This is a genomic window from Arthrobacter zhaoguopingii, assembly GCF_009828595.1.
GTDB lineage: Bacteria > Actinomycetota > Actinomycetes > Actinomycetales > Micrococcaceae > Arthrobacter_D > Arthrobacter_D zhaoguopingii.
Window position 1 is genome coordinate 39,536 of record NZ_WPNY01000013.1, and the last position, 17,339, is coordinate 56,874.

General features: G+C 62.8%; 15 protein-coding genes. All 15 read left to right on the forward strand.

Going from position 1 to position 17,339, the window contains the following annotated elements; genetic code table 11:
* Positions 1-2: 2 nt before the first annotated feature.
* The 15 genes from GVV86_RS15340 (at position 3) to GVV86_RS15405 (ending at position 17,137) form a co-directional block, all read left to right on the forward strand.
* The gene (locus GVV86_RS15340; protein ID WP_159803260.1) at positions 3-641 is read left to right on the forward strand and encodes a sigma-70 family RNA polymerase sigma factor; all 639 of its coding nucleotides are present in this window, start codon (positions 3-5) and stop codon (positions 639-641) included.
* A 190-nt stretch (positions 642-831) separates the two neighbouring features.
* The gene (locus tag GVV86_RS15345) at positions 832-2,418 is read left to right on the forward strand and encodes an MFS transporter (RefSeq protein ID WP_246670009.1); all 1,587 of its coding nucleotides are present in this window, start codon (positions 832-834) and stop codon (positions 2,416-2,418) included.
* Positions 2,419-2,560: 142 nt separating this feature from the next.
* Positions 2,561-3,364 carry an SDR family oxidoreductase gene (locus GVV86_RS15350; RefSeq protein WP_246670010.1) on the forward strand — a complete coding sequence of 268 codons (804 nt, stop codon included), beginning with the start codon at positions 2,561-2,563 and terminating at the stop codon, positions 3,362-3,364.
* 63 nt (positions 3,365-3,427) lie between these two features.
* Positions 3,428-3,877, forward strand: a complete 450-nt coding sequence (locus GVV86_RS15355) for a carboxymuconolactone decarboxylase family protein (protein ID WP_159803261.1) — start codon at positions 3,428-3,430, stop codon at positions 3,875-3,877.
* Positions 3,878-4,615: 738 nt separating this feature from the next.
* The gene (locus tag GVV86_RS15360; RefSeq protein WP_246670011.1) at positions 4,616-5,779 is read left to right on the forward strand and encodes a low temperature requirement protein A; all 1,164 of its coding nucleotides are present in this window, start codon (positions 4,616-4,618) and stop codon (positions 5,777-5,779) included.
* Positions 5,727-6,140 (forward strand): DUF4192 family protein, encoded by a 414-nt coding sequence (locus tag GVV86_RS18755; protein ID WP_281406965.1) that lies wholly within the window; start codon positions 5,727-5,729, stop codon positions 6,138-6,140. Before GVV86_RS15360 ends, GVV86_RS18755 begins: the two co-directional genes overlap by 53 nt.
* Positions 6,141-7,069: 929 nt before the next feature.
* A complete protein-coding gene (locus GVV86_RS15365) occupies positions 7,070-9,835 on the forward strand; it encodes a helix-turn-helix transcriptional regulator (protein WP_159803262.1) in 2,766 nt (921 codons plus the stop codon).
* A 252-nt stretch (positions 9,836-10,087) separates the two neighbouring features.
* A complete protein-coding gene (locus GVV86_RS15370; protein ID WP_159803263.1) occupies positions 10,088-10,915 on the forward strand; it encodes an alpha/beta fold hydrolase in 828 nt (275 codons plus the stop codon).
* A 24-nt stretch (positions 10,916-10,939) separates the two neighbouring features.
* Complete coding sequence (locus GVV86_RS15375; RefSeq protein WP_159803264.1) at positions 10,940-11,779, forward strand: alpha/beta hydrolase; 840 nt, start codon at positions 10,940-10,942, stop codon at positions 11,777-11,779.
* Positions 11,780-11,794: 15 nt separating this feature from the next.
* A complete protein-coding gene (locus tag GVV86_RS15380) occupies positions 11,795-12,610 on the forward strand; it encodes an MBL fold metallo-hydrolase (RefSeq protein WP_159803265.1) in 816 nt (271 codons plus the stop codon).
* A 23-nt stretch (positions 12,611-12,633) separates the two neighbouring features.
* Positions 12,634-13,476 (forward strand): alpha/beta fold hydrolase, encoded by an 843-nt coding sequence (locus tag GVV86_RS15385; RefSeq protein ID WP_159803266.1) that lies wholly within the window; start codon positions 12,634-12,636, stop codon positions 13,474-13,476.
* Between the two features lie 103 nt (positions 13,477-13,579).
* Entirely contained in the window at positions 13,580-14,284 is a 705-nt protein-coding gene (locus GVV86_RS15390; protein WP_159803267.1) for an SDR family oxidoreductase, read from the forward strand.
* Positions 14,285-14,897: 613 nt separating this feature from the next.
* Positions 14,898-15,086 (forward strand): hypothetical protein, encoded by a 189-nt coding sequence (locus GVV86_RS15395; RefSeq protein ID WP_159803268.1) that lies wholly within the window; start codon positions 14,898-14,900, stop codon positions 15,084-15,086.
* 127 nt (positions 15,087-15,213) lie between these two features.
* Positions 15,214-15,423, forward strand: coding sequence for a hypothetical protein (locus GVV86_RS15400; protein ID WP_159803269.1), 210 nt, complete (start codon positions 15,214-15,216; stop codon positions 15,421-15,423).
* Positions 15,424-16,078: 655 nt separating this feature from the next.
* Entirely contained in the window at positions 16,079-17,137 is a 1,059-nt protein-coding gene (locus GVV86_RS15405; protein ID WP_159803270.1) for an alpha-hydroxy acid oxidase, read from the forward strand.
* Positions 17,138-17,339: the final 202 nt, after the last annotated feature.

A 17,339-nucleotide genomic window follows, 5' to 3' on the forward strand; every position in this document is an offset into this window, starting at 1 on the left:
ACATGGAAATTAAGGACAGCGCCAATTCGCAGGATCTCGAGCGCGCAACAGTGACCTTCGAGGCGGTGCGCCCGCGGCTCTTTGGCATTGCGTACAGGATGCTTGGAAGCGCCGCCGAGGCCGAAGACGTCGTTCAAGACACCTGGATCCGCTGGCAGTCCACCGACCGGGCAGTAGTGCGCCATCCACCAGCGTTCCTGGCGACGACCGCGACACGGCTGGCCATCAATGTTGCCGCCTCTGCACGGTTACGCAGGGAAACGTACATCGGACCCTGGCTCCCGGAACCCGTAGACACCACCTGCGATCCCGCCCTCGGAGCGGAACAGACGGAGTCACTCGGATTTGCGGTGCTGCTCATGTTGGAGGAGCTCTCACCGACAGAGCGTGCCGCCTATATATTAAGGGAGGCTTTCGATTACCCGTACGGGCAGATCGCGCAAATCCTCAACCTAAAAGAAGCCAACGCGCGCCAACTGGTCAGCCGGGCTCGCAAGCACCTCACACCCGAACGCCTGAGCTCTACCGGTTCCACCGGTTCCACCGAACAGCAAAGCTTGCTCACCGCCTTCCTCAACGCGGCGCGCACAGGCAATTTAGGTGCACTCGAAGACCTCCTTACCCCTGACTGTCACAACTAGTCGGTCTCGGTTGTCGAATCTGTAACGGCTCTGCCTAACCTCTGACGCACGGCCACCGACGCTCAAAAGGAGAGATTTCGTTGAAACGCATGAAGCACATGGAAGCGGCAGCGCTATGGCCAGACGGGCATCTGCGCCCGCAACCGGTGGGGCGCAGCGGGGTGCTGCGGGGTCGATGGGCGGGTAGATCGTGAGCGAGATCAGGATGGGCACGGCGTCCGGACGGTGGATCCTGCTGGCCACGGTACTGGGCTCCAGCATCGCGGGGATCGACGCCACGGTGGTGAACGTCGCCCTGCCTACCATCGGATCGGACCTCGGCGAGGACTTCGCCGCACTGCAGTGGATGGTGACCGGCTACACCCTGACGCTCGCCTCCTTCATCCTGATGGGAGGCTCCCTCGGGGACATGTTCGGGCGGAAGCGCGTCTTCGTGGTCGGGGTCATCTGGTTCGCTGTCGCATCGCTGCTGTGCGGGCTCGCTCCGGACGCCGGCCTGCTTATCGCGGCGCGGGCCCTTCAGGGTGTGGGTGGGGCGCTGCTCACGCCGGGGAGCCTCGCCATCATTCAGGCTGGGTTCTCGGGTGAGGACCGCGCGCGGGCCATCGGCGCCTGGTCGGGCCTCGGTGGTGTTGCGACCGCGATCGGTCCCTTCCTCGGTGGCTGGCTCGTGGAGAGCGTCTCCTGGCGTTGGGTGTTCCTCATAAACGTGCCCCTTGCCGCCGTCGTGGTCTGGATCGCCGTACGGCATGTCCCGGAAAGCCGCGACGACGCCGCGACGGGTCGGCTCGATATCGCCGGAGCCGTCTTCGGCGCCCTGGCCCTCGCGGGCACCACCTACGCGTTTATCGAGGCGCCAACCCGGGGCTTTGGCTCGCCGCCCGTCCTGGCGAGTGCCGTCCTGGGCATCCTCGCTGCCGTGGCATTCCTGGTCGTGGAGTGGCGCACGGCGCATCCGATGCTCCCGCTGCGGATCTTCGCCAATCGTCAGTTCAGTGCCGCTAACGCCGTCACCTTCCTCATCTACGCCGTCTTCGGCAGCATCTTCTTCCTGCTCGTCCTCCACCTCCAGGTCGTGTCGGGCTTCAGCCCGGTCGGGGCCGGGACCTCGATGCTGCCGATAACGGCCCTCATGCTCGTCCTGTCCCCCCGTGCGGGAGCGCTCGGTGCGCGGATCGGGCCGAGGATACCCATGACCGTGGGGCCACTGTTGTGTGCGGTGGCGCTGGTCCTCATGCTGCGAATCGGGCCTGGGGCCTCCTACATCCTGGACGTGCTGCCGCCTGTGGTCCTGTTGGGGTTGGGCCTCTCGCTACTCGTGGCCCCGCTTACGTCGGCGGCCCTGACCGCGGTGCCCGACCATCAGGCCGGCCTGGCGTCAGGGGTGAACAATGCCGTGGCCCGCGCGGCGGGCCTCGTGGCCATCTCCGTCCTCCCGGCCGCCGTCGGGCTCACCGGTGACGCCTACAGCGACCCGCCGGTGTTTTCGGCAGGGTTCGCCTCGGCCTGCATGATCGGTGCCGTGGTGCTGGTGCTCGGCGGCATCCTCGCCGCGGCCACCATCCGGAACCCCGCCGCCACTCGTGATCAAGCCGGTCCCGAGAGGGTGCACCCGATGCATTGCGACGTGGCGGGGACACCTGCCGCTCCAGGCGCCTTGCACGAGGCGCGCAGCGGAACGCCCCGAGGCCGGTCGGACGGCACGCAGGCTTCCTCGAAGAAGCCCGGTCAGCCAACGCCCGTACCCGTATCAAAGCAAAAGCTTCTCGAACACTGATGGGCGCAGCGTCTGGTTCTAGCAGCACCGTCGCCCCGATCCTAAGCGTACGAAGACGCAGCTGTAGGGGCATTGTCACAAATCTGAGCGATGTCCTGTCATACCTGTACCGAACTCGATCTCTGCCATCGCAGGCACTGGGATGGCGCAAAGCACCATCTCCAGATCGGCCAATGAAAGGGTAAAAATGAAAATTGTTGTTATCGGGGGTAGCGGCCTGATCGGGTCGAAGCTCATTACGAAGCTCACCGAACACGGACACGAAGCAATTTCGGCCTCACCGAATACCGGTGTGAACACGCTTACCGGAGAGGGTCTGGCTGAAGTTCTCCAAGGAGCAGAAGTTGTCATCGATGTTTCGAACTCTCCCTCGTTCGAAGATGAAGCCGTTCTGAACTTCTTCACAACCTCAACGAGGAATCTCCTCGCGGCAGAAGCCAGCGCTGGAGTTCGCCACCATGTCGCCCTGTCCGTCGTGGGTACGGAGCGAATGGCTGCCAGTGGGTACTTTCGAGCGAAGATAGCTCAGGAAAAACTCATCACGGAAGGCCCAATTCCTTTTTCCATCGTTCATGCGACGCAGTTCTTCGAGTTTGTGAAGAGCATCGCACAGGCCGCAACTGTGGGCGACGAGGTTCACCTGGCCCCCGTTTCTATCCAGCCCATAGCGGCGGAAGACGTTGCCACAGCAGTCGCACGCACCAGCGTGGGGGAACCTCTCAACGCGATCCACGAGATCGCCGGCCCGGAGGAGTTCACGCTCGATGATCTGATCCGCCAGGGACTGGCTGCACGCGGCGACTCTCGCACCGTCGTTGCCGACCCACACGCGCTCTACTTCGGCATGGAACTGAGCGACACCACGCTGGTACCAGGACCTGACGCCACCTTGTTCACTACCCGCTTCGAGAACTGGCTGAAGGAGCCGGTCCCCGAAGGTAAGTAGTCCACCCCTTTTGTCAGGGTTCCTGCATCATCATCAGCTATCGCGTCCGAAAGAGGTCACGTCATGACTCACCCCAACAGAATCAACTCTCTGGCACCAAGCGTTTATGACGCTCTGCTGGTTCTTAGTCAGGAAAGCGAGGAGTTCGCCGAGCGCGCCGGACTGAGTCCTGGCGTGGCCGAGCTCGTGAAAATCAGGGCGTCTCAAATTAACGGATGCGCCTTCTGCCTCCGTATGCACAGCAAGCAGGCGAGAGAGCAGGGCGAAACCCCCGATCGACTCGCGGTCCTCAGCGCATGGAGGGAAACCGAGTACTTCACGCCCGAGGAACGCGCTGCCCTCTCACTGACAGAGAAGACCACGCTCATAGCCACCGCCGGCTCACCATACGAGCATGAGCGCGAGCAAATGGTCCTCAGCAACGATCAGATCGCCGCCGTCCAGTGGATCGTCATCGCCATCAACGCGTTCAATCGTGTTGCAGTCATCAGCGAGTTCAACGTCAAACCCTAGTCTGATCATGCGCTTCCGGTGTAGGCGGGCGACCGAAAGCATCGACTGCCTTCACCGGAAGTGCAGCTAACCCGGTTCACCATTGCCGGCAGACCAGCACCACGGCTCTACAAGCGTCTACCATCTCCACCCCCAAGGTAACTGCTCCGTAGCAAGGAGACGTGGGACGATCTCCCCTACGTGTGCCTTAGCCGTCTACCGAAGACTGAAGTCGCGTCACTTGGACTGCTCGGCTTCAGCTGTCTTGCCCCGCCCCATCGAGGCCAAGGTCCATCGACTGCTGCCATGGGCGCTGCCCCATGGCTGACGTCGGTCGCTAGTGCGGCGGCCACAGCTTCTCGCCCAAGTGGGGTGTCTCAGACGCGCTCAACGAGGGTTTCGGCGAGCTCCGCTGGCCGGTCGCCAGGGTCCCGCAACTCCTGCTCATTAGCAACTTCCGCAGAGCCAGCGCCCGGTATAAAAATGGGTGGAGTGAACAGGAGTTTATCGGCGCCTCAGACACCCTTACGGAGGAAAAGGTCTCCGTCGACGGGGATACTGTCACTGCTTTAGGTGACCGGAGGAGCACGCATTCGAATGGCCGGTCGAGCGTCGCCTCCCGGGCCTTTGGTGGCGATTTATCGCTCAAAACCATCCGCGACGGTTGAACCAGCCCCGCAGCCGACCGGCCAATAAGGCGGACGCCGTCGACACGGCGTCCGCCTCACCTTGACGGCCCACGATCGAAGGACAATCTAGATGACCAGTGCACCGATGCGCCTTGGGTTAGCCCAGATGCGGCCGAGGAACCCTTCTGAGGAGCATCGAGGAGCATCCCCGCTCGAGCTGTTCTTCGATCTCGTGTTCGTTGTAGCCGTCTCCCGTGCCTCCGCCGAACTACACCACGCCGAGGCTGAACAGCACATCGCCAGCGGCACCGGCGCCTATCTCATGATCCTTTTCGCCATCTGGTGGGCCTGGATGAACTTCACCTGGTTCGCCACTGCGTTCGACACGGACGATTGGCTGTATCGGGTGCTCACCATCGTCCAAATGAGCGGCGTGCTCGTCATTGCCGCAGGCGCAAGCGACGCGATGACGGAAAGTGACTTTTGGCTTGTCACCATCGGATACGCCATCATGCGTCTGGCCATGGTTGCGCAATGGCTCCGCGCGGCTCACGGCGACGCGCCCCTGAGACGAACAGCTCTGAAGTACGCGATCGGCATCTCCGTCGTCCAAGTGCTCTGGTTGGCGCGGCTCGCTCTGCCGGAGCAGGGCGGCATCCCAGTGTTCCTGGTGCTGGTCCTCATTGAAATCGCTGTGCCGATCTGGGCGGAAAGCTCCCGCCCCACACCATGGCATCCCCATCACATCGCTGAACGATACGGACTCTTCACCCTGATTCTGCTTGGCGAGTCCATTCTCGCTTCCGCCAACGCAATCATCGACGCAGCCGAAAGCAGCGAGCACATTTCGCCCTTAATTGCCGTCGCTGTAAGCGGACTCGTGATCGCAAGCGGCATGTGGTGGATCTACTTTGCTCGCAGCCATCACGATCAATTCGATCGACTCCGAAACTCGCTCGTGTTCGGGTACGCCCATTACGCCATTTTTGCGGCGGCCGGCGCGTTCTCCGCTGGCATTGAAGTTGCGATCGACTACGAAACTGCCGCCACCGCCCTAGCCTCAACCGAGGCCGCTGCCACCCTGACCGTACCTGTCAGCTCGTTCATCCTCGGCATCTGGCTCCTTACCCTGAGGAGTTCCCTCACCCGGGCACAGAACGTCACCATCCCAGCCCTAGCCGTCTTGATCGGACTCAGCGCCCTGGCACCGCAAAGCCTCTTCCTGACCGCCGTGGCAATCATTGCCATCGTCATCACTTTGGAGATACGAGTCTCAGATCCGGCACTCGCGTAGCGCCATCTTCGATACGTCGTATACAGACGCCAATCGCGACCGTGGCCCACTTGGGCACGTCGGGGCCACCCTGCGCGTCGACCTGCCGAAGCTAGGAGCAGAGGTCAGCTACGCTCGAACCATCGCTGAATACCTGGCACACGACGGTGAGGCCGCTGGCACGATTTTTGCCCTATACATATCGATGCCCGCCGAGCCCGGACAGCCAAGGCCTCACGCCGCAACCATCGCGGCACTTACCGGGTCCTTAACCGAGCGAGGAATGTCCATCCGTGACGGGCTCCTCGTGGGAAATGACACAGTGTCGCCGTACGACGGTGATCCCCCAGGCACCGTCCCTGCGTTCAACGTCGATGCCTAATCACGTCCGCCATGTGCAGCTTCAACACGGACTCTCCGTGGCTGTTTCGCCCGAGCTGCTCAGAAAGATAACCAGGTGAAGAACCCTCACAAAAATCATGCAGCTACCCAGCCGCTCCCTCATGAACCAGTAAGAAAGCCCAACCCGGGCTTCGCGACAGAAAGGCGGCACCCAGCCCCGGAAAACCCCAACCCAGCCACCAGAACCGGCACCCGGACCGCAGAATTGGGCCGGCTGTCCACAGTCAGAGCGCAAAAGGGCCTCTGACTAGGGGAAACATGTGCCCGAAGTGGGACTCGAACCGGACTCCCGCCCTTGAATTCCCGCCACTCCCCCAAGAACGTCCCCAGTTCGGCCCAGTCCGGCACCGGTACGGCCCAATCCGAAACCCGAGGTGTGGACACTGTCCACACCCCCGTTTCTCCCCCCCCCCCCCCCCCCGAAGGCCTTCCCGACGAGCCACACCCCGTATGGACAGGGTGCGGCGCTTCTTTCCAGGACGAAGCGAACTTGTTGAACCGGGCGTAGTCACATCCGATCCGCCCGGGGCCATCAGTCGTCACCGGCGAACGCCGACGAGCCTCGGTCAGCCCCCGTCCTTCCCTGTCCATGCTCCGGCACGGCACGAGCGTCGAGGCCGCGGAGTATCTTGGCACCTACGTTCCCCACTTGCTTCGCTCTCGAATTCTCCTGCTGTTACTTTGCCCGAGCCGCGCTGAACTTCATGGCAGACGCTCCCTTGATATGCGCTGTGCGCCCGTATTCGCAGGGCTGCGCCGTCCCTTTCGGCCTTTGAGGCTCCTGCCTGCTCCTCCCTGGGCAAGTCTGCGCCGTCGGTCGAAATGTCGCAGTAACTTTCCCTCCTGAGTGGGTGACATTGGCTATCGTTCTCTCAAACGACAATCTCCTCCCCCTGGAATTGGAGCTTGATGGACAGGCTGGAGCCGCCGGTCAGCCTTATTGGACGATCCGACGACAAAGCCTGGCTCACGAGTCTTTTCAGGGCAGCTGCTGAAGGACACGGAACAGCCGGGGTCGTACGTGGAGACGCCGGTGTCGGCAAGACCTTCCTCATATCCTCGGTCCTGGCCGAGTATCCGCAGCTCCCAATGACGCTGATAGCCGGCGTCGAAGCAGAAGCCGACCTTCCCTATGCTGCGCTCCAGAGAATGATTCTGACCCACCGGGCGGCCCTTGATGACCTCACCGAGGCCCAGCGCTCAGCGCTCCTTGTGGCGTGCGGGCTGGCGAGCGGCCCTCCAGCCTCTAAATCCTTGGTCGGCCTCGGGTTGTTGAATCTCCTTGCGCGGGTCTCGGAAGAAGCCCCCTTCGCATGCTTTATCGATGATGCGCAGTGGGTGGATCGCGAGTCACTGGATGCTTTTGCCTTCGTAGCGCGGCGCATCCTGGCCGAACGGCTCGTGGTGTTGTTTGCCGTCCGGAGCAATGACGCGGAGCCAACTCCTTTGGACGACCTCCCTGCACGAACCCTCGCGGGCCTAAACCGCGCCGACGCCTTGACGCTGCTCGAAACCTCGTCCTCCCAAGCACTGGACCCGCGTGTCGCTGACCAGATCGTCGACGCGACAGGGGGCAATCCACTCGCCCTAGTGGATTTGCTTACGGACCTCACGGAACGCCAGCTACGCGGTGAAGAACTTCTTCCCGAGCCGGTACCGCTGGGGAAGCACCTGGAAGCGCATTACCTCAGGCAGGGCCGCCAGCTGCCGCAGGAGACACAGATGTGGCTTTTGGCAGCAGCCATAGAGCCAGAGGGCAACCTTGAGGCGATCACAGCTGCCAGTGATGCCTTGGGTCTGCAGGATAATGCTTCACGCGCAGCAGAACTGGCCGGCCTGGTTCGTGTCGATTCAACCGTGACGTTCCGCCATCCGCTCGTGCGTTCAGCCATATACAACGGTTCGCCCAGTCATGACACCCGAGCCATGCACCTGCACCTTGCGCATGCAGCCGAGCGGCGCGGTGACACCTACAGATGGGTAACACACCGGGCGGCGGCCACTATCGGACCGGATGATGAGGTTGCAGACGCGCTTGAGGAAGCAGCGGATATGGCAACGAAGCGCGGCGGCTATATGAGTCGAACGAACCTGCTAGTTCGTTCAGCGGCCCTCACTTCCGCCCAGACAGTCAAGAACCTGCGCCTTCTCGCTGCCGGAGAATCGGCGATCGCGGCAGGCGCACCCGCGCAGGCAGGAGCGCTGCTGAGGACTTTGGACCCCGATGGACTCGACGACTTGGCTCGAGGGCGGCTCTTCATGGCCAGGTGCGACCTGGACACTCTTGCGCCCGTGCCGGGTCCTATCTACGCGCATCGTCCTCAACGACTGTTGGTTGCGGCCCGGCTCTTCCGCTCCACCGCCCCGGCGCGGGCCAAACAGGCCATTGCCAGCGCTTACTGGGCGCTCGTTCAGGCCGACGATATGGTGCAGGGGACGTCCTCCCGGGAGGTTGCCGAGGAAGCGCGTCGAATCTGCGAAACGGCCCCGGGTACCGATCTGCCCACTCAGGCCCTTATCGCTTTAAGCACCCTCGTCCTTGAAGGACCTGCGGCGGCGGCCTCCCTCGTCCGCGCAACAATCGATCAGGCAACAGCACCTGGAATTCCCGACGAGGACATCCTGCAGTCCTTCATTTCCGTTGCATATGCCGCGTGCCTTTTCAGAGATCCGGAATCAAGCGAAGCGGTTCTTCAGCGCGCGGAACACGCTGCACGGAATCTCGGCGCCACCCTGGTCCTTTGCCGCATCCTTCTCCTCGGCGCGTACCTCAATATGCGGCAAGGCAGGATCCGCGAGGGCAGCGAGCGTCTCAACAGTGCGGCGGAGATTATCTCTTTCATGGGACTCCCCAAGGTGTGGGCCGCCATGGTCACGTCCCTGCCGGTACTCCGCGGATGGCTCGGCGATGAATCAATCACCAGGGAGGACGAGGTCTCCGCCGAGGCAAGAGCTTACGGGTACGGCCTAAGCGGTTCCTCCCGCCTCATCGGGACCCTTTTGCTCCGAGCATCGGAAGGCCGCTATGTCGAAGCGTGGAACGCCGGCCGCCAAATCAGGCATGATGACCCGTTCTTCACCGGCGCCTTGTACCTGCCTGACCTTGTTGAATGTGCGGCACGCGCCGGCGATCATCAATCGGCGAACGACCTCCTTCTACGCTTGCGGGAGGAAAGCCACCACTCCAAGAGTAAGTGGGCGGAAGGGCTTGAAGAACGAAGCATGACCCATCTCGACGACGACACACCCGCCCCGCACTTCGAACGCGCCCTGGAATTGCTTACCGGGCCCGCTCTGGAAATGGATGCCGCGCGCACACACCTGCTGTACGGAGAATGGCTTCGCCGCCGGCGCCGCCGGACCGAAGCCGCCGCTCACCTATTCGATGGATTTGAAATTTTCCAGCGGCTTGGCGCGCCGGGTTGGTCGGCGCGGGCGCGCCGGGAACTAGCCGCACTCGGAGAAACACTCGGGCACAACAAACAAACCCTCGCTGCGACGCTTACGCCACAGGAGCTGTCCGTGGCCAGGCTTGCCGCAGCGGGCAACACCAACGCCGACATCGCGGCCGAACTGTTCCTCAGTTCCCACACCGTGGACTACCACCTGCGGAAGGTGTTCCGAAAGCTCGGGGTAACTTCGCGCAGGCAGCTCCACAAAATCAACCTCGACTGAGGTGCGCCGCCGGGAGGCGGACCGCCGCGGCCCGAACACCGCCATCACTTCTGGCCTATATGGGTTCGTAGTGGTCTCGCCACAATCGCGTAGGGTGCCGCGCAGGGACTGGGCAGCTGGTCAGTCCAAGCGTGTAGCCCCACAGCGCGACGTGCACCTTCGGACTGTGCACCGCACGCGATGCGGGCTGTTCCCTCGCCGTGGGACCTTCGGAAGGGACCCTGCTGGCACCGAACCGAAGGAAACATCTCCATGAGCTACGTGACCACCGAAGATGGAACGCAGATTTTCTACAAGGACTGGGGACCGGCCGATGGAACCCCCGTCCTGCTCAGCCACGGCTGGCCGCTGAACGCCGATGCCTGGGACAGCCAGGCCCTCTTCCTCGCCGAAAACGGATGCCGCGTCATTGCCCATGACCGCCGCGGGCACGGCCGCTCCACGCAGACCTGGGCCGGCAATGAAATGGACACCTACGCCGACGACCTTGCCGTGGTACTGGACTCGCTCGACCTCAACGGTGTCACTCTCGTGGGCCACTCCACCGGTGGAGGGGAGGTCGCCCACTATGTGGGCCGGCACGGCCCGGCACGGGTCGCGAAGCTTGTGCTCGTGTCAGCAGTTCCTCCGCTCATGCTGCGGACCGATGACAATCCCGAAGGCCTGCCGGTGGAGGTGTTCGACGATATCCGGGCAGGCGAACGCGCTTCACGCTCCCAGCTGTACCGGGACTTGGCCGACGGCCCGTTCTTCGGTCACAACCGGCGCGGCGATGTCCCGCAGGGCATACGGGACGCCTTTTGGCTGCAGGGAATGGCCTCGGGCCACCGCGCTGCCTATGAATGCATCGCCGCCTTCTCGGCAACCGACTTCCGCGAGGACCTGGCCAAGATCAACGTGCCCACCCTCGTCATTCACGGCGACGACGACCAGATCGTTCCGTTCGAGGTCGGCGGCCAGCGCTCCGCGAAGCTCATCTCCGGCGCCGACCTGAAGGTCTATGACAATGCCGGTCACGCGCTGCCCGACACCGAGAAGGAACGCCTCTCTCGCGACCTCCTCGACTTCATCCATTCCTGAGCTCGCAGAGAAAGGCAAGCGAAAATGAACCCGCCGACTGAACCCAAACCACCGATCGTCCTGGTCCATGGGCTGTGGATGACCCCGTCCAGCTGGGACACATGGGCCGGAAGATTCCGCGGTCTCGGCCATGAGGTCATCGTGCCGGGCTGGCCGGGTGTCGATGACCGGTCCCCGGACAGCGTCCGCTACGACCCAAGTGCACTTGAAGGCGTCGGCATCAAGGAGATCGTCGACCATTATGACCGGATCATCCGGGCTATGCCCGAGCAGCCGATCATCATGGGCCACTCCTTCGGCGGAATCTTCGTTCAGATGCTCCTTGACCGCGGACTGGGGATCGCCGGGGTCGGAGTCGAACCCGGGCAGCCTGCAGGGGTGCTCGCTCTGCCGTTCTCAACACTGCGAACCGGCCTGCCGATCCTGTCGAATCCGTTCCGGATCAACAAGGCCAACCGGTTCACCAAACGCCACTTCCACTACACCTTCGGAAACGACCTCAACCGAGCCGACTCCGACAGGGAATGGGAATCAAGCGCCATCAACTCCGTGAACCGGGTCTTCTTCGAAGGCGTGCTCTCCCTCCCAAAGCAAAAGACCGGAATCACCAAAGTCGACTTCCTCAAGCCGGACCGGGCCCCGCTCCTGCTCATCTCCGGCGGCATCGACCACGTTGCCCCGCCGGCGATCCAAAAAGCGGCGCTCAAAAAGTACGCGCAGGGACCGTCGGTGGTCGAACGCGTCGAGTTCCCGGGACGCACCCACCGCATCGTGAGCCAGGACGGATGGGAAGAAGTCGCGGACTACGCCCTCAGCTGGTCGCTGCAGCATGCGGCCGCCCGTGACACCCAGCACCACCAATAGTCAGGTCCCGCGAGTGTGGAGCAGCTCCGGATCACCCACATCGGTGGGCCGACGGCCCTGGTCGAACTGGACGGGTGGAGGATCCTTACCGATCCGACCTTTGATGGTCCGGGCCGCCGGTACCGCTTTGGACTTGGCACGTCATCGGTAAAAACCGGCCGCCCGGCACTGCAGCCCGCCGACCTCGGGCCGGTCGACGCGGTTCTGCTCTCACACGATCACCACGCGGACAACCTGGACAACCGCGGACGCCAGATGCTTTCGTCCGTGCCAACGGTAGTGACCACCAGAAGTGGTGCAAAACGGTTGGCATTGCCCAACACCCATGGGCTTCGCCCATGGGAGCAGATGACGCTGCGCAAGCCCGGGATCTCACCGCTTCGCATCATCGCCACCCCGGCCCGCCACGGGCCCGCCCTTAGCCTGCCTGTCGTCGGCCAGACCCTCGGTTTCGCGCTCCAGCGCCCCGGGGAGGACACCCTCGCCCTCTGGATGTCGGGGGACTCCGTCCTTTACCGCGGCCTTAGGGACGTCGCGCGCCGGTTCGAGATCGACGTCGCACTGCTGCACCTGGGCGCTGTCCGGTTCCGGGTCACCGGACCGGTCAGGTACACCATGAACGCCCGGGACGCCGCCCGGCTGCTCAAACTCATCCGCCCCCAGGTGGCGATACCTGTCCACTACGAAGGCTGGAGCCACTTCAGCGAAGGCCGCAGCCTCGCCCTCAAACAGCTCCACACACGGCCCGACAAGATTACGGAGGTCCTCTGGCTTCCCCCCGGCCGCCCCGTCCCCATCCCGCTCAGATCAACCCGGCCCGCCCCCACCTGAACCAGCCCCGAAGGAAGATCACCATGATCACGCCCGTCCTCCACCGCATCAAACGGTGGCTCAGCCTCCGCTCACTCCTGGCCGCATTCATCGCGGCGGCCGTCATCGCCGCACCCGCGGCCGCTTCCCTGCCCGCCACCTCGGGCCACGATGAGCAAAAACCCACCCTCGTCTTCGTTCATGGAGCCTTCGCCGACTCCTCAGGATGGGCGGAAGTAGCCGGCCGCTACCTGGACGCGGGATACCCGGTGCACGCCGTTTCCAATCCGCTGCGCGGGATCCAGTACGACAGCGCCTACCTGAAAAGCTACCTGGCCACCATCAAAGGGCCCGTCGTGCTCATCGGACATTCCTACGGCGGCGCGGTGATAACCAACGCCGCCACCGGGAATCCGAACGTCGAAGCCCTGGTATATATTGCCGCCTACGCACTGGACGGGAAGGAGACGGTACAGGCCGCGAACACCCTTGGCGGCGGCCAGACGGAAGTTACCAACCACCTGGTGATCCGGCCCTTCCCCGGTGCCCAGGAAGGCGACGCCGACGCCTACATCGACCCGGCCCACTTCGCCCGCCTGTTCGCCCAGGATCTCCCCAAGCAGGTCACCGACTTCATGGGCGTCAGCCAGCGGCCCGGCGCCCTGGCCTCACTCGTCACGCCCTCGGGCGCGCCCGCCTGGAAGGAGATTCCCTCCTGGTACATGGTCGCCCGCAATGACAACATCATCCCCCCGGAGGCGCAACGGGTGATGGCAGACCGGGCCGGCGCCACCACTGTGGAGGTCAAGAGCTCCCATGTGCCCATGATGTCCCGTCCGTCCAAGGTAGTCGACCTGATCGACCGGGCCATCGACGGAACCCATTGACGCAACACGAGGACGGCTGGGGCTGCACAGCCACCCCAGCCGTCCAGCCAAACACCCTGATCCGGCAGCTTCTGAATGGAGCGGCCAACGAGAGGAACACATTATGGACCAGTCCTTGGACGGTGACGTCGTATTCGTTACCGGAGCGAGCGGAGGCCTGGGCACCGAATTTGTCCTGCAGGCCCTCGGCCGCGGGGCCGACCGGGTGTACGCGGCATCCCGCGCGCCCGTTCGCGGGGATGACCCGAAGGTTGTGCCAGTGCAGCTGGACATCACCAGCGATGCGTCCGTCGAAGCAGCCACGGCAACGGCAGCAGATACGACCATCGTCATCAACAGTGCCGGCATCGCCGCGCTGGAGCCCATCACGTCCGTCGACTTCGACGCCATCCACAGCATGTTCGAGACGAACTTCTTCGGCGCCCTGCGGGTCGCGCGCTCATTCGCCCCGGTCCTTGCAGCTAACGGTGGCGGAACACTGCTGAACGTCGTTTCAGTTGGGGCCTGGTACCACCGCGGCGGGGCCTACGCCGCATCGAAGGCAGCCCTCTGGTCCGCGACCAACGCCCTCCGCCTCGAACTCGCACCCTCCAACACCACCGTCATCGGACTGTACATGGGCTTTACCCGCACGACGATGACCGAGGGCCTGCCCGGGGACATGAATGAACCCGCGGACATTGTGCGGATCGCTTTGGACGGCATCCGCGACGGCCGTTATGAAATACTCGCGGACCAAATCACCCGGGACATCCACGCCCGCCTCTGCGAACCGGTCGAGGCGATATACGCCGAGCTTCACAAGTAGAAAACCGGGCCGCTGCGCTTGTTTCCACGTTTCCCCTGCGCATCCCTGCTCGTTCCGATGGGGACGCCCGGCCGCATTTTGTGTACCCATAGCCGCCAGCGACCACACCGGACGTCGCAGCAACCTGAGTCTCGTTGTGATGGTGCTTGTGAGCCACAAACTTTAGGTGGATGCTTCGACTGAGCCACTCGAGGAGCATGACCAAACCAAAAACCCTCACCGCAGTGATGCAGCTACCCCGCCCCTCCCCCATGAAGTAGAAGAGAGCTCAAACCGGGCTCCGCGAGAGAAAGGAGGCACCAGCCCGCAGGAAAACCCCAAGCAGCCGCCAAAACCGGCACCCGGACCGCAGAATTGGGCCGGCTGTCCACAGTCAGAGAGCAAAAAGGTCTCTGACTAGGGGGAACATGTGCCCGAAGTGGGACTCGAACCGGACTCCAGGTCCCGGAAACCCGCCACTCCCCAGAAAACATCCGCAATCCGGGCCAGTCCGGCACCGGTACGGCCCAGTCCGAGACCCAAAGTGTGGACACTGTCCACACCCCCCCACTTCTCCCCCACCGGACGCCTTACCGGACAACCGCACCTCGCATGGACAGGGGGCGGAGCTTCTTTGAAGCGAACTTATAGGACCGGACGTACCTTCCGGTCCGGTCCGGCGTCGGGCATCGGGCATCGGGCATCGGTCGTCACCGAGCACGGCAGGGTCCTGCTCGTGGTGGACCAGCCAGCCACCATCGGGGCACTGCCGGTCGCTGTCGCCCAGACCGCCGGCGTCGCAACGGCCGGGCACTCTCGTTAACTAGAATGGTCGACCTGGCTAGGAGCAAGTGCCGTGTGCGCATGGCAAAATAGTTCTCTCGAGGGTGTCTGAAGCCCGGGCGGGCCCCGGGCCGTACACCGCCCGGGCCCTTATGGGACCGTATGGTATGAGCGAAAACGACAGCGGCCGTGATGAAGGTGCCCCTCCGCGGAACGGGGTGAACGACCATGCCTGGGAGCGGGAACACCGCCACCCCACTGCTGAGCAAGCGAAGGCCATTGTCTACCGTCGCAGGGACGCTGAAGCGAAGCTCAGGCAGCATCAGCAGGAGGCCCGACAGAAGGCCGACGAAGAATCGGAAGAGCACCACGAGTAGGGATAGTTCCTTCAGCCCGGTCTCGAAAAGTCGGGGACATCAGAGCCGTCCAAGGCGACGCCCTGGAGAAAAACACCGATGCGGCACTCCGGATGGGCCGGCATCAAGACGCACCAGCAGGGTTCTTCGCGCCGTGTGGTGAGACCCGGGCAGGACGCTGAAGAACAGCCGGCCATCAAACCGGAGGCACAAACGTTCGGGCAGCTTCGAGTCGTAACGGGGATCGCACTCGAAGCTGCACCGAACGGTGACTCAAGGGTACGGGATCAGGGTGTCGTATGGTGAGTTATCGGCGATGGTGCTCGAACATTTCTCTTCCGACGGTTGATTTTGCTCAAACTCATGTTGGGTCGCGTTGGAACCATAAAAGGGTTGCGTGTCGGCCAGCAAATCTACCTAAGCTGTTCAAATGGAGAGAGGAATCATCGATGATAGGAGATAGCAATATCACACCAATCTTATAGCCAAGGGAGCTTGGTTGAAGGCTTCCCAAATCATCGGGTAGCCGCCGTCCGGAGGGAACGATATACCTCTGCGTTCGCCACACCACTCGAATCGTCTTAATGCGCTGCGCGCACGATGGTGAGGAGACATTACGTCTCAGGGCCCGGGCTGAGACTCAGGGGCAGGAACTGAGAAAGAAAAGGGGATAATCATGGAACGGTTGAGCGCAGACGAGTTGGAACAGAGAGCTCGAAATGCATTGCCGCCGGCTGTGTACGATTTCGTTGCGGCGGGCGCAGGAACAGAGCGGTCGCTTCGTAGCAATCGAGAAGCCTGGAGTCAGCAACAGATTGTCCCTCGTGTGCTGCAGAGCGCATCAGATGTTTCCACCGGGGTGCAGGTGAACGGTACAGCGCTGACCTCTCCTATCCTGCTGGCGCCTACCGGACGCCAGCTTGCCATCCATCCTGATGGCGAAATGGGCGGCGCACGGGCAGCCGCTAACTTTGGGACGGTCTACACTCTTGCGACTTCGGCGACGACAGATCTGCATGATGTCGCAAAAACAGGGGCGCAGTTATGGCAGCAGCTGTACGTCAGCACCGACCGCGATTGGACTTCCATGGTCATGGCGGAGTGCGCGCGGGTGGGTTTCCAGCGGGTTGTCATTACAGTTGACCGTGCACGAGAGGCGTACCGCCCTCGCGCAGCTCGTCATGGCGGCATCGGCCCGCTCCCGTCAGGGGTGGCGGTGACCAGTCATCGCGGTGATGGCTCCACCCGGACGTCCGAACCAGGCGTCTGGGACGCGTCATTGAAGTGGGGTGATGTGAGCGAGCTCATCCGGGAGTCCTCAATCCCGGTCGCCGTCAAGGGCGTACTGCATCCAGCTGATGCTCAAATGGCTGTCGAGGCAGGAGCATCGGAGGTGATTGTTTCTAACCATGGGGGTCGCCAAATCGACGGGGTTATTCCCACCGCTGACGCCTTATCTAACGTGGTTGCTGCAGTGGATGGAGCAGTTCCTGTCTACGTCGATGGTGGTATCCGATCGGGTAGCGATGTGTTCCGCGCCGTTGCGCTCGGCGCGGCGGCTGTCCTGGTTGGCAGGCCGTATCTCTGGGCAATGGCGATAGCCGGGCAGCATGGGGTTGAGCAGCTCCTCCACACTATGACGGAGGAGTTGAGGGAAGTAATGACCCTTGCGGGCTGCTCGACGGTGGACGATATCACCCGTGATCACCTAGCTCCCCTGAATCTCATTAGGTAGCAAACCACCGCCAACCCCGGCATCCTCCAGCAACAAACTTCAATTGGTTCGGCCATATGCCCCCAATTCGTTCTGGCGCTAGGCGCAGTTACCACGACTAGGGAGAAAACAAAAGAAGCCCGCAACTCTCTGCGAGAAATTTGCCGTTTGCTCTAGCAACTAAGTATGTATCTGTGTAACTTATGTTACGCACGTTACGTTG